Below are 20,632 nucleotides of genomic sequence, written 5' to 3'. Positions count from 1 at the left end.
CAGGAGATCTGGCACGAAACGGCGGCTGGTGGGGGCTGAAAAGCGCTCAGAGGCTGAGAGTTTTTTAGCCGAGCCCGAAAGGCGCGCGAAACCGCCTCGGATCTAGGCGCAATGCACAGCCATAGCTCGGGCTATGGCAAGCATTTGCAACGACGAGTCGGGACGTTTTGGCGTGCAAGGCGGGCATGGATAAAAGACTCTCAGCCTCTCAGGCAGCAGGTGGTGCAGGCGTTTCGGCATCGGCCGCAAACAGGTCCAGTATGCGCCAGCCGCGCTCCTGGGCCAGCGCGCGCAGGCGGGGGTCGGGGTTGGTGGCGACCGGGTGGTTCACCTTCTCCAGCAGGGGCACGTCGTTCATGGAATCACTGTAGAACGTGCTTTCGACATCGCCCCAGCCCAGTTGCCGCTCGGCCAGCCATTGTTCCATGCGCCGCACCTTGCCTTCGCGCATGGTGGGAATGCCATCGATTTCGCCGGTGTACCAGCCACTGGCGTCGCGCGCCAGCTGTACGGCCAGAAGTTGCGGTACGCCCAGCGCCCGGGCGATGGGCGTGGTCACAAACTCATTGGTGGCGGTGACGATCAGCACTTCGTCGCCAGCGGCCTGATGCTGGCGAATGAGGTTGAGCGCCTGGGGCTGGATGGCCGGGCCGATCACATCCCGCATGAATTGCAGGTGCGCCGCAGCCGCCGCCTCGGGGCCGCGCAGGCGCACGGCCTCGGTGGCAAAACGCACATAGTCATGCACGTTGAGTGTGCCCGCCTGGTAGTGGGCATAGAACTCGTCGTTGCGGCGCGCGAACTCCACGGGGTCATTCCAGCCGATGCGGATGGTGAACTCGCCCCACTCATAGTCGGAGTCAAGCGGGAGCAGCGTGTGGTCGAGGTCGAACAGCGCAAGCCGCAGGCGGGGTTCAGAAGTCATTCGGGTTCACAAATAAAAGGAATGCATGGACCGGCATCATTCCGATTCCAGCATCGTCTTGAGCAAGGGAATCGTGATGGCCCGCTGGGTGCGCAGCGCAAAAGCGTCGAGCTGGTCGAGCAATTGCATGAGGCTGCCCAGATCGCGCGAGAAGCGGTTGAGCATGTAGTCCATGACTTCATCGCCCAGGAACACGCCGCGGGCGTCGGCCTCCTGGCGCAGCACGGCGCGGCGCTCGGCCTCGCCCAGCAGCTGCAGCTGGAACACATGGCCCCAGCCCAGGCGGCTGCGCAGGTCGTCGCGCAGAGGCAGATCGGCAGGAGGCAGGTTTCCAGCAGCAAGCACCCACCGCTGGCTGCCGCTGGCGGGGCTGATGGCATTCACAAACCAGTTGAAGGCCGTGGCCTGCTGGGCGGTGCTGTACAGGTGCACGTCGTCCATGACCACGGCAGCCCAGTTCTCGTCGAAATCCGGGGGCTCGGCCACCGAAGGGTCCAGCCAGCCCACGCTGGAGCCCTGCTCGCGCACGGCCTGGCGCACGGCCTGAAGCAGATGGGTCTTGCCACTGCCCGGCTCTCCCCACAGGTAGGTGGGCACTGGCGACCGGGTGGCCTCGCTGCTGCCCGCACCCGCTGCCAGGCGCAGGTGTTGTAGGGCCGCCTCATTGGGGCCCGCATGAAACCGGGCCAGCGTAGGCCCTGTGGCCAGGCCAATGTCCAGCGCCAGCTGCTTCATCATGCGCGGCGCCCTGGCAGCAAGGGCAGGCCCGAGGCAGCAGGAGCAGGAACGGTGGACAACAAGGGGATCGGCAGCTGCATCACAGGTGAATTGGAAGGCGCCTGGCCGTATGTGACTGCGGCGGGGCGCCGCAAAAAAAGTGCTTCGGGCGCGTTGTCGCAACGCATCCTCTTCTTGCAAAGAGGTTTGGCGACAATGGGCGCGATTTTAGTCTGTGGCAAATGCCCTGCGCCAACCGTCCGGCCCCGCCTTGGGAATCCACCCTCCCATGCCCCTGCCCCGCCACAGGAGTCCCTGAGGTGGGTCAGCCTGCCGATGGAGCTTTCACCGCATTTTTCCCGGCCATTGCAAGGCCCGAAGCGAGCCCAGCAATGTTCCGCTTCAAGCGATCGCCTCCCAGCGACCTGTGCGCTCGGACAGCCAGAGGGCATCGATCACCCGCGCCTGGGCAACCGCATCCTCCAATCCGCCGGCCTGCGGGCTTGCACCATCGCGGACGCGGCGGCAGAAGGCCTCGACCTGCAGCCGGTACTGGTCGGCCGCTGGCAGGGTTTCGACAGTGACACTGCTGCCATCCAGAAGGCCTCCCTCGTCCAGCGCCAAGTGCATCTGCTCGCCCCGGGCTGCATTGAATGGAATGAACAGCTCGATGCGGCCAAGGGTACCCACCACCTGCACCCTTTGAAACCGGACGCTTTGCGTCGATACCGTGAAATTGAGCTGCCGTCCGGCGCCAAAATCCAGCAACGCGCTGGTGAGCCGGTCGGTCCCCAGCTGCGGGTCGCGGTCGACCAGCGAGACCGCCCGCCGAGGCTCGCGTTCAAACAGATAGCGCCCGGCCAACACCGCATAGCAGCCGATGTCGTAGAGCGCCCCGCCCCCAATACCAGGCTGGTTGCGGATGTTGTCTGGATCGTCATTGAAGTACGAGAAAAACACCTGCACCGCCCGCAATTCGCCGATGCGCCCGGCGCGCACAAGCTCCCGGGCTCGCCGCCACTGGGGATGGTGGCGCACCATGAAAGCCTCTTCAATGTGCACCCGGGCCGATGCGGTTCGCAGTGTCTCGGCCTCGGCGGCGGAGAGCGCCACAGGTTTCTCGCACAGCACGTGCTTGCCCGCAGCCGCCGCTTGCAGGGTGAGCGGCACATGCAGGTGGTTGGGCAGCGGGTTGTAGACGGCCTCGATGGCCGGGTCGGCCAGCAGTTCTTCGTAGCTGCCGTAGGCCTGGGCAATGCCCAGAGACCGCGCAACCTCCTCAGCAGTGGGCAGCGAGCGCGAGGCGATCGCGCGCAGTTCGACCAGCGGGCTGGACAACATCGCAGGGATCACATGCTGGACACCGATCTTGGCCGTGCTCAGCACGCCCCACACCACAGGTTTCATGGGTACCCCCGGTCCTGGTGATCCGTCAGAGATAGCTGTTGAGCAGGTTCTCGAGCAGCTCCTGCCGCCCGGAAACTGGCCGTGTGTCCTGGTTGCGCTCCAGGGCGCGCGCCGCCACCTGGTCCAGCCCGAGCCGTCCGCCCAGCAGATCCTGGCCAAACGCCTCGCCCCAACCCGCGTAGCGGACATCGACATGGCGGGCCAGGCGCCCGTCCGTGATCATTTTCTCGGCAATCAGCAACGCCCGGGCTGAAACGTCCATACCGCCGATGTGGCCGTGGAACATGTCCTCGGCATCCAGCGACTGGCGCCGCACCTTGGCGTCGAAGTTGAGCCCCCCGGTGGTGAAGCCGCCGGCCTGCAGGATCAGGTACAGGGCCAGCGCGGTCTCGGGGATGTTGTTGGGGAACTGGTCGGTGTCCCAGCCGCACTGCATGTCGCCGCGGTTCATGTCGATGGAGCCGAAGATGCCCAGGTCGATGGCCGTGGCGATCTCGTGCTCAAAGCTGTGCCCCGACAGCGTGGCGTGGTTGGCCTCGATGTTGACCTTGATCTCCTTGTCCAGGCCGTAGCGGGCCAGAAACCCGTAGACCGTGGCGGTGTCGAAGTCGTACTGGTGTTTGGAGGGCTCGCGCGGCTTGGGCTCGATCAGGATGGTGCCGGTGAAGCCGATCTTGTGCTTGTACTCCACCACCATGTTCAAGAAGCGCCCCATCTGGTCCAGCTCGTGGCCCACGCGGGTGTTGAGCAGGGTTTCATACCCCTCGCGGCCGCCCCACAGCACGTAGTTCTCGCCACCGAGCTTGAGCGTCGCGTCCATCGCCTCCTTCACCTGCAGCGCGGCCAGCGCAAAGATTTCAGGGTCGGGGTTGGTCGATGCGCCCGACATGAAGCGCCGGTGGCTGAACAGGTTGGCCGTGCCCCACAGCAGCTTCACGCCCGTCTGGGCCTGCTTGGCCTGCAGCACTTCCACCATCTCGTGCAGGTACTTCACGCTCTCGCGGGGGGTGCTGCCCTCGGGCGCCACGTCGCGGTCGTGAAAGCAGTAGTACGGCGCGCCCAGCCGGGCGAAGAAGTCGAACGCCGCATCGGCCTTCAGCCGCGCCGCGGCCATGGGGTCGGCCACCTGCTGCCACGGGCGCTCGAAGGTGCCGTCGTACCCAAAGGGGTCGAACCCGTTCCAGCAGAAGCTGTGCCAGTAGCACACGGCAAAACGCAGGTGGTCTTCCATGCGCTTGCCCAGCACCAGGCGGTCTTTGTCGTACCACTTGAAGGCCAGCGGGTTGGTGGAATCGGGGCCTTCGTAGGCGATGGGGGAAATGTCGGAGAAGTAGGTGCTCATGGTTTTCTCGGCTAAGGACGGAACATGGCTCAGGACAGGCTCGGGAAAGGGCTCGGGGACATCAGGGCCTGCGGTACAGGCTGCGAAACAAGGCGTGGCGCGGCGCCAGCAAGGCGCGCTCAGCAGGGTCAGGCAGGTAGACAGTGTCGATGGGCGGGGGCAGGCACGCCCACTCCATGGGGGTGCCGACGCTCAATGCGCCCAGGCGGGCCGCACCCAGCGCGCCGCCCACGGCCGAGCCGCCGTGGGTCACGATCTCCACGTTCAGCGCGCTGGCCAGCATCTGCGCCCAGAAGGCGCTGCGGGCGCCACCGCCCACCAAGGACAGGCGCGACACCTCGCTGCCCGCGGCATGCAAGGCCGCCAGGCCGTCCCGCAAACCAAAGCTCACGCCTTCCATCACCGCATAGCCCAGGCGTGCGGCGTCGGTGTCCATATCCAGCCCGTGGAAGCTGCCGCGCACCCGCGCGTCGTTGTGGGGCGTGCGCTCGCCACTGAGGTAGGGCAGAAACACCGGCGCTGCCTCGCGGTCCCGGGCGCTCAGTGCCGCGGCGCGTGCGGCCACCTCGCCCGCGTCCGCAGCGCCCAGCAGCTGGGCCACCCACTGCAGCGCGCTGGCGGCGGCCAGCATCACGCTCATCTGGTGCCAGCGGCCCGGCACCGCGTGGCAGAACGCATGCGTGGCACTGGCGGCATTGGGCTGGTACTGCGGTGTGACCACAAACAGCACGCCGCTGGTGCCCAGCGACAGGAACCCTTGGCCGGGCTGCACCGCGCCCATGCCCACGGCGCTGGCGGCGTTGTCGCCCGCGCCACCAGCCACCACGGTGCCGGGCCGCAGCCCCAGCGACTGGGCCACATCGGCCCGCAGGCGCCCGCTCACTGCGCTGCCTTCCACCAGGCGCGGCATGTGCTGGCGCGCCAGGCCGGTCAGCGCCAGCAGTTCATCAGACCAGTCGCGGCGCTGCACATCGAGCCACAGGGTGCCGCTCGCGTCCGACAGATCGCTCACGTGCTCGCCGGTCAGCATCAGGCGCACATGGTCCTTGGGCAGCAGCACCTTGGCGATCTGCCGGAACACCGCGGGCTCGTGGCGCGCCACCCAGCGCAGCTTGGGCGCCGTAAAGCCGGGCATGGCCAGGCTGCCGCCCAGATCGCTCAGCGCGGGCAGCTCGTGCATCATCTCAACGCACTCCTCGGCGCTGCGCGTGTCGTTCCAGAGGATGGCGGGGCGCAGTACGCGGTCCTGCTCATCGAGCAGCACCGCGCCATGCATCTGGCCCGACAGGCCGATGGCCTCGGTGGCTGCGTATTCCTCGGGGTGCACGGCCCGCAGGCTGGCCAAGGCTTCTTGCGTGGCCGCCCACCAGTCGGCAGGGTCCTGCTCGCTGTGACCGGGGTGAGGGCGCGACACCGACAGGGGCGCACCGGCGGCACCCAGCACCTGCTGGTCCGGGCCGAGCAACAAAGCCTTCACTTCCGAGGTGCCGATGTCGATGCCTATGTACATGGTGGATGGATGCGTTCAGTGAAGAAGGGCGGGCGGTGTGGCGCCTGCCGGTGGTGGGGCCAGGGCCTGCTCATCGCCCCCCGCCGCGGCGACTGCCGGCGCGTGCATGGGCCGCAGCTCGTGGTGCAGCACCAGCGCGGCCGCGCCCACGGCCGAGGCCAGCAGGCCGTAGCGGGCTGCGCGCACACTGGGCGCCGCCACGCCGGCGCTGGCTGCGTAGGCATCGAGCGTGTCGCGGGCCTGCTGCACGATGGCGGGGTACCGCTCGCACGAGGGCCCGCCCACCACCAAGGCGCCGGGGTTGAAGGTGGTCCAGAGGTTTTGCAGCACCACGCCCAGGAACACACCGCCGCGCGCGGGGTCGCTCTGGCGCTCCAGCGCACGGGCCCCGAAGAAGGTTTCGGCGCACCCCCTGCGCCCGCAGGAGCACGGCGGCCCGTCGATCTGCAAAATGCTGTGGCCGATTTCGCCGGCCATGCCCTGCAGCCCGGTGAACAGACGGTCGTTGAGCACGATGCCCGCCCCCACGCCCACGCCGCAGGTCACGAAGATCAGCGAGTCCGTCGCCTCCCCGTCTGCAAACTCGTACTCGCTGAGCGCGGCGGTGTCCGCCTCGTTCTGCACATGCACCGCCACCGGCGGGCTGCCCGCGTCGGCCAGCGCGCGTGTGATCAGCGGCAAAAAGGCCACGTCGCGCCAGCCCAGGTTGGGCGCAAAGCGGATGGTGCCGGTGGCCTCGTCGAACGCGCCGGGCACGCCGATGCCAACGCCCGACACGGTGACCGGCCTGGCCGCCAGTTCGGCCTGCGTGCGCCCCACCAGCGCCGCCACCTGGCGGCACACGGCGGCGGGGTCGCGGTCGGCCAGGGGGGCCTCGGACGCGCACAGCACCTCGCCGGTGACCGACACACCCACCACCCGCAGTGACTCGACGCCAATCTCCACGCCCACCATGGCGCGGCGGCTGCCGTCCAGGCGCAGCGGTGTGGACGGGCGGCCCATGCCTTGCGCGGCGGCCAGCCCGGTTTCGGCGAGCCAACCTTCGTCGATCAGTTCCCGCACCAGCAGGCTCACGGTGGATTTGGTCAGGCCGCTCTCGCCGGCCAGTTGGGCGCGCGAGAGGCTGCCGCGCTGGCGCAGCAGCCGCAGCAGGACGCTGCGGTTGATGCGTTTGACAAGTTGCTGGTCGCCGGTGGTCTTCATGCGGGTGTGGGGGTCGGCGCAGGCTCGCCAAGGCGGTGGGTCTGCGCTTTTCCTTCGGGTTGTTTGCCTGCGATGATCATGCCCAGAACCTCGTCCTCGGTGACATCGGCCGTGCGGTAGGCGCCCACCATGCGCCCGTTCTTCATCACGGCCAGGCGGTCGCTCAGGCCGAACACATCGGGCATGTCGTGGGTGATGAGGAAGATGCCCACGCCTTCGGCCTTGAGCTGGCGCACCAGGCGGCCCACCATGGCGGTCTCCTCGGGGCCCAGCGCGGCGGTGGGCTCGTCCATGATCAGGATGCGGGCGTTGAAGTAGATGGCGCGCGAGATGGCCACCACCTGGCGCTGCCCGCCCGACAGGCGCCGCACCGGCGTGCGCACGTTGCGGAAGTTCTTGTTCAGGCGCTCGAAGACCTTGCGGGCTTCGGCGTCCATGCGGTGGTCGTCCAGCGTGTTCCAGCGGGTGAGCAGCTCGCGGCCTAGAAACAGGTTGGCCACCGCGTCCAGGTTGTCGGCGAGCGCCAGCGTCTGGTAGATGGATTCGATGCCCAGCCGCTGCGCGTCGGCCGGCGTGCGGATGTGGGCGCTCTGCCCCTGCACCAGCACATCGCCGCTGTCGATGGGGTAGGCGCCGGCCAGCATCTTCATCAGCGTGGACTTGCCCGCGCCGTTGTGCCCCAGCAGGGCCACCACCTCACCCGGGTACAGGTTGAGGCTGACGTCGTCCACCGCCCGCACGCCGCCGAACGATTTGCGGATGCCGCGCATCTCCACGAGGGGCGCGTTCATGCGGTGTCTCCCGTCAGGCGGCGGTACACCACGTCGAACACCACGGCCGCGATCAGCACCTGCCCGATGATCACGTAGCGCAGGCCGATCGAGATATCGAGCAGCAGGAGCCCGCTGTCGATGCTCTGCATGATGAGCGCCCCCAGCACCGACCCCAGGATGGAGCCGCTGCCGCCTGCCAGCGCCGTGCCGCCGATCACGGCCGCCGCGATCACGAACAGCTCCATGCCGGTACCCAGCGAATTGGTGCCTGCATTGAGCCGCGCAATCGAGACCATGGCTGCAATCGTGATGAGCACGCCCATCAGCGCAAACAGCATCAGCGTGACGCGCCGCACCGGAATGCCGACCAGGGCTGCGGCCTCCGGGTTGCCGCCGATGGCGAACACGTAGCGCCCAAAGCGCGTGCGCCGCACGATGAACGACAGCACCACCGCCACGCCGCCCCAGATGAGCACGGGGATGGGCACGCCCTGCGGCGCATCCTTGGTGGGTATCTGGTACGCGTTCATCGTGGCGACAAAGCCCACGGCGATCACGGCCGGCACGGCTGCCACCAGCGCATCGAGCCACAGCGCGGGGTTGGGCACACCGTACGACGCCTTGGCCCGGCGCCGCAGCCAGGTCTTCAAACCCAGCGCCACCACCAGCACCACGGCCAGCACCCAGCTGGCCTGCACGCCGATGGCGCCATCGAAGCCGCCGCCCAGGCGCTGAAAAAAGCTGTCGCTGACCGGCTGGGTCTTGCCGTCGGCCACCATGAAGGCCGCGCCGCGAAACGACATCAGCCCGCCCAGAGTAACCACGAAGGACGGCACCCCCAGCATCGCCGTGAGCGCGCCCTGGTAGAGCGACACGCCGATCGCCACCGCCAGCCCGGCCAGCGACGCCGCCACCCAGTGCCAGCCGGCGGTGTACATCAGCGTGGCGATCAGCACGCCGACAAAACCCATGACCGAGCCCACCGAGAGATCGATGTGGCGCGCCACGATCACCAGCACCACCACCGTGGCCACGATGCCGACCACGGCCGTCTGCTGGGCAATGTTGTAGAGGTTTTCGGGCGACAGGAACAAGCCGCCCGAGAGGATGTTGAACACGATGGCGGTGACCATCAGGACGGCGCCCATCAGCACCAACCGCCAGTCGATGGCCAGTTGCCTGAGGGCATGGGGAACAGGACTCACAAGCGCACTCCGCCAGAAATGAGAAGGGACCGGGTTCAGGCCTGCCCGCCGCGCACGGCAATGCCCCGCTCCCGGTCCGGGAGCTTCAAAACATGTTGTTCAGCAGCCGGGCGGCACGCAGCGCCGCGCCGGGCTCACTTGCAGGCGGCGGGCGCCTTGGCAGCGTCCACGCCCTTGCACAGTGCATCCTTCTGGATCCAGCCGGCCTTCACCACCAGGTCGAGGTTCTTGGCAGTGATCGGCACGGGTTTCAGGAACTGCGCCTGCAGCGACACCTTTTTCTCCCCGCCGTTCCAGGTCTGGGCGCCCGCCACCTTCTGGCCCTTGGCCAGCGCGACGGCTGCTCCGGCGGCGTCGCGGCCCAGGTCGCGGGCGTCCTTCCAGACCGACACCGTCTGCGAGCCCTGGGCCACGCGGTTCAGTGCCGCATGGTCGCCGTCCTGGCCGGACACCGGGATGCCCTTGATGCCCTTGGCCGTGAGCGCCGCCACCACACCGCCGGCCGTGCCGTCGTTGGAGGCCACCACGGCGTCAATCTTGCCGCCGCTCTTGGTGATGATCTGCTCCATGTTCTTTTGCGCGACCTCGGGCTTCCAGCCTTCGGTGTATTCCTCGCCGACGATCTTGATGTCGCCCTTGATGATGGCCGCCTCGATCACCTCCTGCTGCCCGCCGCGCAGGAAGTTGGCGTTGGGGTCGGTGGGCGAGCCCTTGATCATCACGTAGTTGCCCTTGGGCTTGGCCTCGAACACGGCGCGGGCCTGCATGCGGCCGACCTCGACGTTGTCAAAGGTGATGTAGAACACGCCCGGGGCCTCGATCAGCCGGTCGTAGGCCACGACCGGGATCTTCTGCTGCGCGGCCTTGTTGACGGCGGGCAGGATCGCGTCCTTGTCCATCGCCAGCACGATCAGCACCTTGGCGCCCTTGGCGATGAGGGAGTCGACGTCGGACAGCTGCTTCTCGGGCGAGCCGCCCGCGTCGGCGCTGATGTAGCTGGCGCCCAGCTTGGCCAGCTGCTCCTTGATGGCCTTCTCGTCGGTCTTCCAGCGCTCTTCCTGGAAGTTGGACCAGCTCACGCCCACCACCTGGGCGAACGCACTGGCGCCGGACAGGCCCAGCACCAGGGCTGCCAGGGCGGTCAAGGTTGTCTTCAATTTCATTCTTGTCTCCATGAGTGGCCTCGTGCGGGCCTTGGTTGGTGTGAACGACGTTGACTGTCGTGCCGCAATCCCTCTCGCTGAACCTTGCAGGCTGCAGGCCGTGACGAGACGTTTTCCCCGCCAAGCAAAGACTTCAACCCGACATAGTGCGGACGACAAACTAATTATGAAAGGGCCGAATCGGCGCACGCATCCGGGCAAACCCGACATAGTTTGATGAGTGAACTTATTAGTTGAGCAGCGATAAACAGTGCAGCCATGGATGTCGCGCCCGGCCTTGTGACCAGCCCTCGCCGCATGCGATGGCCGCTGTGTGCGAGTTGGTGCCCCGCCCCGGTTGCGGCTCCAAAGCCCCCGCCCAGACAGGGCTGAGAAAGCCCGCCTGGGCGGTGCCCCTTAAAATCCCCGGATTCCAGCCCGCCCGGCGGGTCTACCAGCACCAAAGCCCCTTCCATGAGCTCCTCTGCCTCCTCCACCCCCATCTCCTACAAAGACGCCGGCGTTGACATCGACGCGGGCGACGCGCTGATCGAGCGCATCAAGCCGCTGGCCAAGAAGACCATGCGCGAAGGCGTGCTGGCGGGCATCGGCGGCTTCGGCGCCCTGTTCGAGGTGCCCAAGCGCTACAAGGAGCCCGTGTTGGTGTCTGGCACCGATGGCGTGGGCACCAAGCTCAAGCTTGCGTTCGAATGGAACATGCACGACACGGTGGGCATCGACCTGGTGGCCATGAGCGTGAACGACGTGCTGGTGCAGGGCGCGGAGCCTCTGTTCTTTCTTGATTACTTCGCCTGCGGCAAGCTCGATGTGGACACTGCGGCGGCCGTGATCGGCGGCATTGCCAAGGGCTGCGAGCTGTCCGGCTGCGCGCTGATCGGCGGCGAAACCGCCGAGATGCCCGGCATGTACCCCGCGGGCGAATACGACTTGGCCGGCTTTGCCGTGGGTGCGGTCGAAAAAGCCAAGATCCTGACCGGCCAGAACGTGAAGCCCGGCGATGTGGTGCTGGGCCTGGCCAGCCATGGCGTGCATTCCAACGGCTTCAGCCTGGTGCGCAAGTGCATCGAGCGCGCAGGCGCCACGGCCCCGGCCACGCTGGACGGCAAGCCCTTCAAGCAGGCCATCATGGAGCCAACCCGCCTGTACGTGAAGAACGTGCTGGCCGCGCTGGCAGCCCACCCGCATTCCGATGACGCCGGCGGCATCAAGGCCCTGGCCCACATCACCGGCGGTGGCCTGCTGGAGAACATTCCCCGCGTGCTGCCCGACGGCACCGCCGCCCACCTGACCAAGGGCAGCTGGCCCCAGACCGAGCTGTTCGCCTGGCTGCAGAAGACGGCCGGTATCGACGACATCGAGATGAACCGCACTTTCAACAACGGCATCGGCATGGTGGTGGTGGTGGATGCTGCCGCCGCAGAAGCCACGGCCGCCACGCTGCGCGCCGCAGGCGAGCAGGTGTACGCCATCGGCACCATCGCCGCACGCGGCGAAGGTGCGGCCGTGGTCGTGGCCTGAGGTGAAGCAACACCCCCCTGAGCCGCTTCGCGGCTTCCCGCCGGACTCGGCCGCGCCAGTGTCGAGCCATGCAGGTGATGTGCAGCGCCGTGACTGACCAACACCCCACCACGCTACCGCCCCGCGCCCTGAACCTGGGCATCGTGGCAGCCAGTTACGTGCTGATGGCTGCTGTGCTGCTGCTGGTGATGTGGCGCGGCCTGTTACCCGGCCTGTTGTGTGTATGCCTGGGCTTCCTGCTCACCCGCGCCCTCACCGGCTGGTTTGCCCAGGGGCTGGGCCGCATCCAGCGGCAACCCACCCCCTCCGCCACCAGCCTGCGCGTGGCGCAGGTGACGGCGGCGGGCCTGGTGATGCTGCTGCCGCTGGCGCTGCTGGCGGCGGGCCTCACCCACTCGCGCGGCTACCTGGTCAGTGCGCCGCAGCAATACCAGGAACTGCTCACCTACATGGCACGCACGGTGCTCGAGCTGCGCCTGAAGCTGCCCGCCGATGTGGCCTCGCACCTGCCGGAGGGCGTAGCCGATATCCAGCGCATCATCGCCAACTACCTGGGCGCCAAGGCGGGGGCCCTGGCCATGGCGGGGCGCGCCTGGCTGGCGGGGGTGCTGTTTGCCTATGTGGGCCTGCTGATTGGCGCACTGGCTGCCGTGCGGCCGCCAGTGCTGGCACGCGGCCCGCTGGCTCAGCAGCTCAAGCTGCGCATCACGCTGTTTGGCGAGGCGTTCCGCCAGATCGTGGCAGCGCAGTTCTGGATTGCAGCGTTCAACACGCTGCTGACCGCGCTGTTCCTGCTGTTTGTGCTACCGCTGTGGGGCTTGCAACTGCCTTACACGCCTGTGCTCATCACCTTCACCTTTGTGGCGGGGCTGGTGCCCATCGTGGGCAACCTGGTGTGCAACGTGGTGATCACGATCGTCGGCCTGTCAGTGTCGCCGCTGGCGGCTGCGGCATGCCTGGGCTTCCTGATCCTGATCCACAAGGCCGAATACGTGATCAACGCCAAGGTGGTGGGGCGCCGCACGCAGATGGGCGTGTGGGAGCTTCTGAGTGTGATGTTCGTGGCCGAGGCCGTCTTTGGCCCCGCCGGGCTGGTGGCGGCGCCGCTGTTCTACGCCTACCTCAAGAAGGAACTGGTGGCGTCGCGGCTCGTGTAGTGGCCCCGCCCCCACCGGGCGCGCAGCCGCAGCCGCCTCGCCCATCCCTCCCCCTCTGAGCCCAGCGGCTCACCGAGGGCCATGCGCCCGCCATGCCCCCTGCAGGGACTTTCCAGTGCAAGACCAGTGCGGGTTATCGCCATGCTGAAAGCCAGCACTCCGGGGCTACCCTGCTCTTTGAACAGATTCTTGATGCCGCGCCCACTCGCCGGACGGCGACAGCGCCTGGTCTCCACTTTTTTCAGGGGCTCCCCATGACCATTGCACGAAAACTGGCACTTCTGGTGCTGAGCGCCCTCCTCGGCATCGCCGTCCTGACCGCGTGGTTCCTGCTGTCCGAGCGCCAGTTGATCCTGGAGGAGCGCCAGACGGGCGTGCGCCAGGTCGTGGAATCCGCGCATGGCATTGCCACGCACTTCCACGACCTCAGCACCAAGGGTGGCATGCCCGACGACGAAGCCCGCAAGCGCGCGGCGGCGGCCATTCAGGCGGTGCGCTACAGCGGCAACGAATATGTCTGGATCAACGACATGCACCCCCGCATGGTGATGCACCCGATCCGCCCCGAGCTCAACGGACAAGACCTCACGGCCAACAAGGACCCCAACGGCAAGCAGCTGTTTGTCGAATTCGTGCGCACTGTGCAGGCCAGCGGCGCGGGCTTCGTGCCCTACCTGTGGCCCAAGGCCGGCAGCGACACGCCGGTGGAGAAAACCTCCTACGTCAAAGGCTTTGCCCCCTGGGGCTGGGTGATCGGTTCGGGCGTCTACATCGACACCGTCAACACCGCCATCTGGCAGCGGGCACTGCGGTTCGGCGTGCTGGCCCTGCTGCTGGGGGCCGCCCTGCTGGTGCTGGGCACCCTCATATCGCGCAACCTGCTGCGCCAGCTGGGCGGCGAGCCCGGCTACGCGCGCAGCATTGCCCGCAGCATCTCTGAAGGGGATCTGTCGGTGGCTGTCGCCACGCGTGCGGGCGACAGTTCCAGCCTCATGCTGGACATGCAGTCCATGCGCGACAGCCTGCACCGCATCGTGCAGCGGGTGCGCGACGGCACCGAACACATTGCCAGCGCGTCGCAACAGATCGCCGCGGGCAACCACGACCTGTCTGCCCGCACCGAATCCCAGGCCAGCGCGCTGGAGCAGACCGCTGCGTCCATGGAAGAGATGACCTCCAACGTGAAGCAGAACGCCGACAACGCCCGCCAGGCCAGCGTGCTGGCCCAGACCGCCTCGGACGTCGCCCGCAAGGGGGGCGTGGTGGTCGAGAAAGTCGTGCAGACCATGGGCTCGATCGACGCGTCTTCGCGCAAGGTGTCCGACATCACGGGCGTCATCGAGGGCATCGCGTTCCAGACCAACATCCTCGCGCTCAATGCGGCGGTGGAAGCCGCCCGGGCCGGCGAACAGGGGCGGGGCTTTGCGGTGGTGGCCACCGAGGTGCGCAGCCTCGCGCAGCGCTCGTCCGAGGCGGCCAAAGAAATCAAGGCGCTTATCGGCCATTCGGCCGAGCAGGTGAAGGCGGGCGCACAGCTGGCGCAAGAGGCCGGGGCCACCATGCAGAACGTGGTGGACAGCGTGCTGCGCGTGTCGGCCGTGATCGAGGAGATCAGCCAGGCCAGCCGCGAGCAGACCGATGGCATCGAACAGATCAACGAAGCCGTCTCGCAAATGGACCAGGGCACGCAGCAAAACGCGGCCTTGGTCGAGCAGGCCACCGCCGCCGCCGCCGCCTTGCAGCAGCAGGCCCATCAACTCAAGGAAGTGGTGGCCGCCTTTCAACTGCAGGCGGGTGCACACGCAGAACCATTGGCCGACAGGCGCCAGCCCCGGCTGACCTGAGCCGCTCAGACCATTTACTGCATATTTGATAGCAGAAAATGCCCTGCAGAAAAGCGGCAGGGCCTGATCTGATGGCTATTTTTCTTTGAACTGGCGGGCTACAAAGGCCCAGACCAGTGCCGAGGCATCGGGCCCCTGGGGATCGCTGTACGACAGCTGCGCGGCACCACCGCTCCAGGCATGGGCCAGCCCGACCACTTCGCGCAACGCCACGACCGTTCGGCCTCGCGCCCGGAACTCGGTCACCCGCATGGCGTGGCGCTGCCCGCGCTGCAAGGTGCGGATGGCGCCCGCCCGCGCACCCAGCGCCTGTGCCCACAACTGTGCCGTGGCGGCCGCATTGCGCACCGACACCACACCATCCACGTCGCCATGCAGCACCAGCAACGGCGGCAGCAGGCTGCCTGTCGGACTTTTTCCGCCCACAGCGGCAACCGATTCGACAGGTGCCCCGGCCGCCAGGGCGTCAGGCAGATGGGCATCACGCCGCCCATGCATGGCGGCGATGGCGGTGGCCGCGGACTCGGCCGTGCCCGGAGCCACACCCGAATGCATGGCCACGGCGCAAAACCGGTCGGGGTAGAGCGCCGCCATCAGCACGGCCATGCTGCCACCCGCCGACAGGCCCGCCACGGCCACGCGAGAAAGATCCACCGGGTGGCGGCGTGCGAGCTGGTCCACGGCGGCCAGCAGCGTGGCGGCTTCAGCCTCGGCCTTGCCACTGCGGCGTTCGAACCAGTTCCAGCAGCCATGCGCGTTGGCCATGCGTTCCTGCTCGGGGTAGAGCACCAGAAAGCGCTCACGCGCGGCGAGCCGGTTCATGCGCGACACGGCGGCCAGGTCCCGTCCGGTCTGGCCGCAGCCGTGCAGCATGACCAGGAGGGGCAGCTTCTCATCCACCGCCAACGCCAGACCGGGCGGGGTGTACAGCTGAAACCGCCGCGCGCCCGCAGGCCCTGGTGCAATGCCCGCCAGCCATTTGCCGCTGGCCGGCACCGGCTTGCGTGCGGGGCGAGGGGTTCGCGTGCTGGACGGTTTTTGGGCAGCCACCACCCGCAGCTTTGCCGGCGCCTTGGCGCGCACGGGCTGCACCGCCCGCGTCGCCCGTGCAAACGCCTTCAGGTTGCGCTGGTACGCCCGCGTCAGCGCTGACATCGAAAACAGACGGGAACGGCGGGGCATGGGTGTTTGGGGCAGGACGGGCAGGGAGTTAAGGGAAAACCCTAGTCACCATAACAGCTTATGGCGAATAATTGCACATTGCTACTATATTTATAGCAACAATCCATTACAGGATAGGCGCCAGAGATTGTTTTTATCTCAAAAAATGCCCCACCCACCCAGCACACCGACGGCAGCGGGCAGACTACCCCTCCAATATGGCCTAAATTGATCGAAGCTTGTCTCCAGGAGACGGGACGCCATCTGGTTGCGCTGAGAAGATTGGACCTTCGTTTCAACCCGCCTTCGAGTTCACCATGAAAACCTGTCTGATTGTGATTGACGTCCAGGAATCCTTCCGCCACCGCCCCTATTTCACAGCCCAGGATCTGCCGGCCTATCTGCGTGCCCAGAACGCGCTGATCGAAGGCTGTGTGGCACGCGGCGTGCCCGTGGTGCGGGTGTTCCATGCAGAAGGCCCGGCTGTGCCCGAGAACGCTTTCTCTGTCGCGTCGGGCCATGTGCGGGCGCTGGAGGGCCTGGTGGACTTCGAGGCAGCCGCCACCTTCACCAAATCTCGCCACAGCGCGCTGGTGGGCACGGGGCTGGACGTGTGGCTGACACAACACGGCGTCCAGCGCCTGATCGTGAGTGGCATCCGCACCGAGCAGTGCTGCGAGACCACCACCCGCCACGCCTCCGACCTGGGCTGGGAGGTGGACTACGTCACCGACGCAACCCTGACCTGGGACATGGAGCAGCCCGACGGCCAGACGCTGGCGGCCGCAGACATCAAGACCCGCACCGCCACCGTGCTGCAGGGCCGGTTTGCCACCCTGAGCACGGTTCAGCAGGCCATCGACCGGGCCGCAGCATGAGCACGGCCATGAACACCTTCTCCGCACCCCACCCCCTGCAGATCTCCATCCTGGTCTTCGACGAAGTGGAGGCCCTGGACCTGGGCGGCCCCTACGAAGTCTTCACCACTGCCAGCCGCATGCACCAGCGCCTGTACCCCGGCGCGCCCGCACCGTTTGGGGTGCAGTGCGTGGCCCGCAGCATGGCCCCGATGCGCGCCCGCGCGGGCCTGCGCGTGTTGCCCGATGCGGACTTTGCCACCGCCGCCACGCCCGATGTGCTCATCGTGCCGGGTGGTGTGGTCGATGCCGCCGCTGCCTGCCAAAGCACCCGCGCGTGGGTTGCCCAGGCGGCGGGCGTTGCGCAGATCACAGCCTCGGTGTGCACGGGCGCCTTTATTTTGGCGGCGGCAGGTGTCCTCACCGAAGGGCCCGCCACCACGCACTGGGAGGACATTGCCGACCTGCGCGCTCAGTTTCCTGCGCTCGACGTGCGGGAGAATGTGCGCTGGGTGGACCGGGGTGCGCTGGTCACGTCCGCGGGCATCAGCGCCGGCATCGACATGAGCCTGCACCTGGTCACGCGCCTCGTCGGCGCCGCGCTGTCCGAGCGCACCGCCCGCCAGATGGATACCCCGTGGAACAACAAGCCTTGACCCCCCTGTGCCGCTGCGCGTCCCCCCCCCGAGGGGGACGCCGCCCGTGGACTGGCAAAGCCCGTTCCACGGTGGCACTGGCATCGGTTGCGCCAGTTTTATGACGGGTCAACAGGAACAAGTGATGTCCAACACACTGCCCCAGCCCATCCACGTGTACTTTGCTTTGCTACCGGGCAGCCTGGTGCTGGACTGGGCGGGCCCGGCCGAGGCGCTGCGCATTGCCAACCAGACCCTGGTCAACCAGGGCCAGCCCGCGCGGTTTGTGCAGCACTTCGTGAGCCCCACACCCCAGTCCGTGTCTTCGGTGGGCGCCGTGCTGACAGGGCTGGAGCCGCTGCCCGCCACCTTGCCCTCCCCCGCCTGGGTGGTGCTGGTGGGGCTGGCGGGACAACACATCGACGTGGAAGGCGAAGAGGCGCGCGCCCTGCTGCACTGGCTGCGAGGGCTGCGGCCCGTGGCGGGGCAGCTGGACCTGATCACGGTGTGCGCCGGGTCGGTGCTGGCCGCCCATGCGGGCCTGCTGACGGGCCGCCGCGCCACCACCCACCACCAGCACCTGGACGAACTGGCTGCCGTGGACCCGCGCTGCGACGTGGTGGCCAACCGCGTGTTTGTGGCCGATGGCGCCGTGTACAGCAGCGCGGGCGTGACCACGGGCATCGACCTGCTGCTGCACCGCCTCTCCGACACCTGCGGCCCCGCGCTGGCGGCCCAGGTCGCGCAGTCCATGGTGGTGGCGCTGCGCCGAGGACCGAACGACCCCGAGTTTTCCCCCTTTCTGCACCACCGCAACCACCTGCACCCCGCCCTGCACCGCGTGCAGGACGCCGTGGGCCAGCAGCCGCAGGCCGACTGGAGCGTGCCGCAGATGGCCGAGGTGGCCCACACTTCGCCCCGGCACCTCACGCGGCTGTTTCTGGAGCACGCGGGCATTGCGCCGCTGCAGTACCTGCGCCGCATCCGCCTGGCCACGGCCGAGGCCGCGCTGCGGTCTGGCCAGAACGTGACGCAGGCGGCGCTGATGGCAGGCTTCAGCTCGGACACCCAGCTGCGGCGCGCCTGGCACCAGTTCGGGCGCGGCGGCACGCCGTCGCAGGGTACCTTCCGAGGGCACACGCACTGAGCGTCCGCAAGCGCGCATTTCGCGCCCACGGCCCATAATCAATGTCCATCGCGACTGCCCCATACCGCCATGAAAGAGCCCCCTCGCCCCGCCAATGAGGACGACCGCCTGCAGGCCCTGCGCCAGCTGCTGATACTGGACACGCCGCCCGAGGAGCGTTTTGACCGGCTCACGGCATTTGCCGCGCAGGAGTTCGACATGCCCATCGTGCTGCTGTCGCTCATCGACGAGCAGCGGCAATGGTTCAAGTCGCGCCACGGGCTGGATGTGTGCGAGACCGCACGCGGCATTTCGTTCTGTGGCCATGCCATCCTGCAGGACGACACGCTGGTGGTGCCCGATGTGGCGCTGGACGACCGCTTTGCCGACAACCCGCTGGTCACCGGCGATCCCCACATCCAGTTCTACGCCGGCGCACCGCTGAAGATGCCGGGCGGAGAGAACATCGGCACGCTGTGCCTCATCGACCGCACACCGCGCCAGCTGGACGCGATCGACCTGGCCATCCTCGCGTCCCTGCGCGACCTGGCGGTGGAGGAGCTGGTGCGCCGCGCCCACGGGGAGCCCGCACGATGAGCAGCGCATCCCCATTGGACATTCTTCTCGTAGAGCCCAGCTCGCTCACCGGCAGCATCATCGTGGCCACGGCGCGCCAGTTGAACCTGCCTGCAGTGCGCCAGGTGGGCACGGTGCGCAACGCGCAGCAGCAACTCGCGGCCAAGGACTTCTCGGGCGTCATCGTCTCGCTGGACGAAGCCCCCGAAGCCGTGGCACTGCTCGAACAGGTGCGCAGCGCCCAGTTCGCAGTGGACGCCCAAGTGCCCGTTGCGGTGACCACGACCCAGGTCGATGCATCGACCGCCGTGCAGATGAAGGCGTTGCAGGTGCGGCGCGTGTTGCTCAAGCCCTTCAAGGTGCGGGACGTGATCTCGACCATCGAGATGCTCAAGGGCCCGGCCCAGACGTAGAAATTCAGGCCTTTTTGGCCGCTAGCGCTTGATGGAAAAGCGCTACCTGCTATTCAAAAAATAGCAATGGAACTACTGAGCTGCGTGGTGCGGGCAGCACCGGCGGCGGCATCAGGCGTCTTGCACCAGCCCCTCCCCTGCGCAAAGTGCGCTCAGTACATCTCAGGCACATACATCGGCGCGGGCACGGGTTGGCGCAAATACTCAGGGTTGCGCACCCGGTCCGGCAGCACCACCGCCGGGTGGGGCACATCCTGGTAGGGCAGTTGCGACAGCAGGTGGGCGATGCAATTGAGGCGCGCCTTTTTCTTGTCCACCGCCTGCACCACCCACCAGGGCGCCTCGGGGATGTGGGTGCGCTCCAGCATGGTTTCCTTGGCCTTGGTATAGGCCTCCCAGCGCACGCGGCTTTCCAGGTCCATGGGGCTGAGCTTCCACTGCTTGAGCGGGTCGTGGATGCGGCCCAGAAAGCGCAGGTGCTGCTCTTCATCGGTGATGGAGAACCAGTATTTGACGAGTGTGATGCCCGAGCGCACGAGCATCTTTTCAAACTCGGGCACGGTGCGGAAGAACTCTTCGTATTCGTCGTCGGTGCAAAAACCCATCACGCGCTCCACACCCGCTCGGTTGTACCAGCTGCGGTCAAACAGCACCATCTCGCCAGCGGCGGGCAGGTGCGCCACGTAGCGCTGGAAGTACCACTGCGTGCGCTCGCGGTCATTGGGTGCTGGCAGCGCAGCCACGCGGGCCACGCGGGGGTTCAGGCGCTGGGTGATGCGCTTGATCACGCCGCCCTTGCCGGCGGCGTCGCGCCCCTCGAACAGGATCACCACCTTCTGGCGGCTGTGCTGCACCCAGTCCTGCAGCTTGACGAGTTCGCCCTGCAGGCGAAACAGCTCCTTGAAGTAGAGCTGGCGTGCCAGCTTGTCCGTGGACTGCAACGCTCCGAGGTCATCGACATCGCGGTCCTCGATCTCCAGCTCCAGCTCTTCGTCATAGCTGTCGATCAGGTCGTTGGCGATGCGTTGCATCAAGTCCTGGGTATCAAGGGTGTTCTGGTGAAACATGGGCAACAGATCCGAGCGGGCAAAGAGACAGAC

19 protein-coding genes are annotated in these 20,632 nt (G+C 67.3%); 8 read left to right on the top strand and 11 right to left on the bottom strand.

Annotation, left to right across the window (positions count from 1 at the left end; translation table 11 throughout):
- Nucleotides 1–208 precede the first annotated feature (208 nt).
- The 9 genes from IB243_RS25355 to xylF form a co-directional block, all read right to left on the bottom strand.
- The gene (locus IB243_RS25355) at nt 209–925 is read right to left on the bottom strand and encodes an HAD family phosphatase (protein ID WP_192429905.1); all 717 of its coding nucleotides are present in this window, start codon (nt 923–925) and stop codon (nt 209–211) included.
- Between the two features lie 36 nt (nt 926–961).
- Entirely contained in the window at nt 962–1,660 is a 699-nt protein-coding gene (gene hda / locus IB243_RS25350) for a DnaA regulatory inactivator Hda (RefSeq protein WP_010459245.1), read from the bottom strand.
- Between the two features lie 384 nt (nt 1,661–2,044).
- Nucleotides 2,045–3,049 (bottom strand): Gfo/Idh/MocA family protein, encoded by a 1,005-nt coding sequence (locus tag IB243_RS25345; RefSeq protein ID WP_192429904.1) that lies wholly within the window; start codon nt 3,047–3,049, stop codon nt 2,045–2,047.
- A gap of 25 nt (nt 3,050–3,074) precedes the next feature.
- Nucleotides 3,075–4,391, bottom strand: a complete 1,317-nt coding sequence (gene xylA / locus IB243_RS25340; protein ID WP_057225373.1) for a xylose isomerase — start codon at nt 4,389–4,391, stop codon at nt 3,075–3,077.
- A 61-nt stretch (nt 4,392–4,452) separates the two neighbouring features.
- Nucleotides 4,453–5,901: a xylulokinase gene (gene xylB / locus IB243_RS25335; protein WP_192429903.1), complete on the bottom strand. Its 1,449-nt coding sequence runs from the start codon at nt 5,899–5,901 to the stop codon at nt 4,453–4,455.
- Nucleotides 5,902–5,916: 15 nt separating this feature from the next.
- Nucleotides 5,917–7,104 (bottom strand): ROK family transcriptional regulator, encoded by a 1,188-nt coding sequence (locus IB243_RS25330; protein ID WP_192429902.1) that lies wholly within the window; start codon nt 7,102–7,104, stop codon nt 5,917–5,919.
- Entirely contained in the window at nt 7,101–7,895 is a 795-nt protein-coding gene (locus tag IB243_RS25325) for an ATP-binding cassette domain-containing protein (protein ID WP_192429901.1), read from the bottom strand. The genes IB243_RS25330 and IB243_RS25325 overlap by 4 nt, the downstream gene beginning before the upstream one ends.
- Complete coding sequence (locus IB243_RS25320) at nt 7,892–9,025, bottom strand: sugar ABC transporter permease (protein WP_050812444.1); 1,134 nt, start codon at nt 9,023–9,025, stop codon at nt 7,892–7,894. Before IB243_RS25320 ends, IB243_RS25325 begins: the two co-directional genes overlap by 4 nt.
- A gap of 191 nt (nt 9,026–9,216) precedes the next feature.
- On the bottom strand, nt 9,217–10,245 hold the full coding sequence (gene xylF / locus IB243_RS25315) for a D-xylose ABC transporter substrate-binding protein (protein WP_192429900.1): 1,029 nt from the start codon (nt 10,243–10,245) through the stop codon (nt 9,217–9,219).
- A gap of 453 nt (nt 10,246–10,698) precedes the next feature.
- On the opposite strand from xylF, the gene purM reads away from it, so the two are divergent.
- The 3 genes from purM to IB243_RS25300 all read left to right on the top strand — a co-directional run bounded on the left by purM (nt 10,699) and on the right by IB243_RS25300 (nt 14,764).
- Complete coding sequence (gene purM / locus IB243_RS25310; protein ID WP_192429899.1) at nt 10,699–11,763, top strand: phosphoribosylformylglycinamidine cyclo-ligase; 1,065 nt, start codon at nt 10,699–10,701, stop codon at nt 11,761–11,763.
- A gap of 77 nt (nt 11,764–11,840) precedes the next feature.
- Nucleotides 11,841–12,920, top strand: a complete 1,080-nt coding sequence (locus IB243_RS25305) for an AI-2E family transporter (protein WP_010459228.1) — start codon at nt 11,841–11,843, stop codon at nt 12,918–12,920.
- Between the two features lie 254 nt (nt 12,921–13,174).
- Nucleotides 13,175–14,764, top strand: coding sequence for a methyl-accepting chemotaxis protein (locus IB243_RS25300; RefSeq protein ID WP_010459226.1), 1,590 nt, complete (start codon nt 13,175–13,177; stop codon nt 14,762–14,764).
- A gap of 75 nt (nt 14,765–14,839) precedes the next feature.
- Here IB243_RS25300 and IB243_RS25295 read toward each other — a convergent pair whose 3' ends face one another.
- Nucleotides 14,840–15,946, bottom strand: a complete 1,107-nt coding sequence (locus IB243_RS25295; protein WP_192429898.1) for a PHB depolymerase family esterase — start codon at nt 15,944–15,946, stop codon at nt 14,840–14,842.
- A 296-nt stretch (nt 15,947–16,242) separates the two neighbouring features.
- Here IB243_RS25295 and IB243_RS25290 point away from each other — a divergent pair, with 296 nt between their 5' ends.
- The 5 genes from IB243_RS25290 to IB243_RS25270 all read left to right on the top strand — a co-directional run bounded on the left by IB243_RS25290 (nt 16,243) and on the right by IB243_RS25270 (nt 19,532).
- Nucleotides 16,243–16,803: a cysteine hydrolase family protein gene (locus IB243_RS25290; RefSeq protein ID WP_057272934.1), complete on the top strand. Its 561-nt coding sequence runs from the start codon at nt 16,243–16,245 to the stop codon at nt 16,801–16,803.
- 8 nt (nt 16,804–16,811) lie between these two features.
- Entirely contained in the window at nt 16,812–17,438 is a 627-nt protein-coding gene (locus tag IB243_RS25285) for a DJ-1/PfpI family protein (protein ID WP_225585346.1), read from the top strand.
- Between the two features lie 124 nt (nt 17,439–17,562).
- A complete protein-coding gene (locus IB243_RS25280) occupies nt 17,563–18,564 on the top strand; it encodes a GlxA family transcriptional regulator (RefSeq protein WP_010459217.1) in 1,002 nt (333 codons plus the stop codon).
- 69 nt (nt 18,565–18,633) lie between these two features.
- Complete coding sequence (locus IB243_RS25275) at nt 18,634–19,140, top strand: GAF domain-containing protein (protein WP_057272935.1); 507 nt, start codon at nt 18,634–18,636, stop codon at nt 19,138–19,140.
- On the top strand, nt 19,137–19,532 hold the full coding sequence (locus IB243_RS25270; RefSeq protein WP_010459213.1) for a hypothetical protein: 396 nt from the start codon (nt 19,137–19,139) through the stop codon (nt 19,530–19,532). Before IB243_RS25275 ends, IB243_RS25270 begins: the two co-directional genes overlap by 4 nt.
- Nucleotides 19,533–19,684: 152 nt before the next feature.
- Here IB243_RS25270 and ppk2 read toward each other — a convergent pair whose 3' ends face one another.
- Complete coding sequence (gene ppk2, locus IB243_RS25265; protein WP_010459211.1) at nt 19,685–20,599, bottom strand: polyphosphate kinase 2; 915 nt, start codon at nt 20,597–20,599, stop codon at nt 19,685–19,687.
- Nucleotides 20,600–20,632 lie beyond the last annotated feature (33 nt).

This window comes from Acidovorax sp. ACV01, assembly GCF_014851495.1.
Classification (GTDB): Bacteria; Pseudomonadota; Gammaproteobacteria; order Burkholderiales; family Burkholderiaceae_C; genus Acidovorax; species Acidovorax radicis.
This window is presented reverse-complemented; position numbering and strand designations above follow the sequence as displayed.

Excerpts from the sequence above, each read along its gene's own strand:
- IB243_RS25355 (WP_192429905.1), bottom strand. The coding sequence starts at position 925 with ATGACTTCTGAACCCCGCCTGCGGCTTGCGCTGTTCGACCTCGACCAC.
- hda (WP_010459245.1), bottom strand. The coding sequence starts at position 1,660 with ATGAAGCAGCTGGCGCTGGACATTGGCCTGGCCACAGGGCCTACGCTG.
- IB243_RS25345 (WP_192429904.1), bottom strand. The coding sequence starts at position 3,049 with ATGAAACCTGTGGTGTGGGGCGTGCTGAGCACGGCCAAGATCGGTGTC.
- xylA (WP_057225373.1), bottom strand. The coding sequence starts at position 4,391 with ATGAGCACCTACTTCTCCGACATTTCCCCCATCGCCTACGAAGGCCCC.
- xylB (WP_192429903.1), bottom strand. The coding sequence starts at position 5,901 with ATGTACATAGGCATCGACATCGGCACCTCGGAAGTGAAGGCTTTGTTG.
- IB243_RS25330 (WP_192429902.1), bottom strand. The coding sequence starts at position 7,104 with ATGAAGACCACCGGCGACCAGCAACTTGTCAAACGCATCAACCGCAGC.
- IB243_RS25325 (WP_192429901.1), bottom strand. The coding sequence starts at position 7,895 with ATGAACGCGCCCCTCGTGGAGATGCGCGGCATCCGCAAATCGTTCGGC.
- IB243_RS25320 (WP_050812444.1), bottom strand. The coding sequence starts at position 9,025 with ATGGGCGCCGTCCTGATGGTCACCGCCATCGTGTTCAACATCCTCTCG.
- xylF (WP_192429900.1), bottom strand. The coding sequence starts at position 10,245 with ATGAAATTGAAGACAACCTTGACCGCCCTGGCAGCCCTGGTGCTGGGC.
- purM (WP_192429899.1), top strand. The coding sequence starts at position 10,699 with ATGAGCTCCTCTGCCTCCTCCACCCCCATCTCCTACAAAGACGCCGGC.
- IB243_RS25305 (WP_010459228.1), top strand. The coding sequence starts at position 11,841 with ATGTGCAGCGCCGTGACTGACCAACACCCCACCACGCTACCGCCCCGC.
- IB243_RS25300 (WP_010459226.1), top strand. The coding sequence starts at position 13,175 with ATGACCATTGCACGAAAACTGGCACTTCTGGTGCTGAGCGCCCTCCTC.
- IB243_RS25295 (WP_192429898.1), bottom strand. The coding sequence starts at position 15,946 with ATGCCCCGCCGTTCCCGTCTGTTTTCGATGTCAGCGCTGACGCGGGCG.
- IB243_RS25290 (WP_057272934.1), top strand. The coding sequence starts at position 16,243 with ATGAAAACCTGTCTGATTGTGATTGACGTCCAGGAATCCTTCCGCCAC.
- IB243_RS25285 (WP_225585346.1), top strand. The coding sequence starts at position 16,812 with ATGAACACCTTCTCCGCACCCCACCCCCTGCAGATCTCCATCCTGGTC.
- IB243_RS25280 (WP_010459217.1), top strand. The coding sequence starts at position 17,563 with ATGTCCAACACACTGCCCCAGCCCATCCACGTGTACTTTGCTTTGCTA.
- IB243_RS25275 (WP_057272935.1), top strand. The coding sequence starts at position 18,634 with ATGAAAGAGCCCCCTCGCCCCGCCAATGAGGACGACCGCCTGCAGGCC.
- IB243_RS25270 (WP_010459213.1), top strand. The coding sequence starts at position 19,137 with ATGAGCAGCGCATCCCCATTGGACATTCTTCTCGTAGAGCCCAGCTCG.
- ppk2 (WP_010459211.1), bottom strand. The coding sequence starts at position 20,599 with ATGTTTCACCAGAACACCCTTGATACCCAGGACTTGATGCAACGCATC.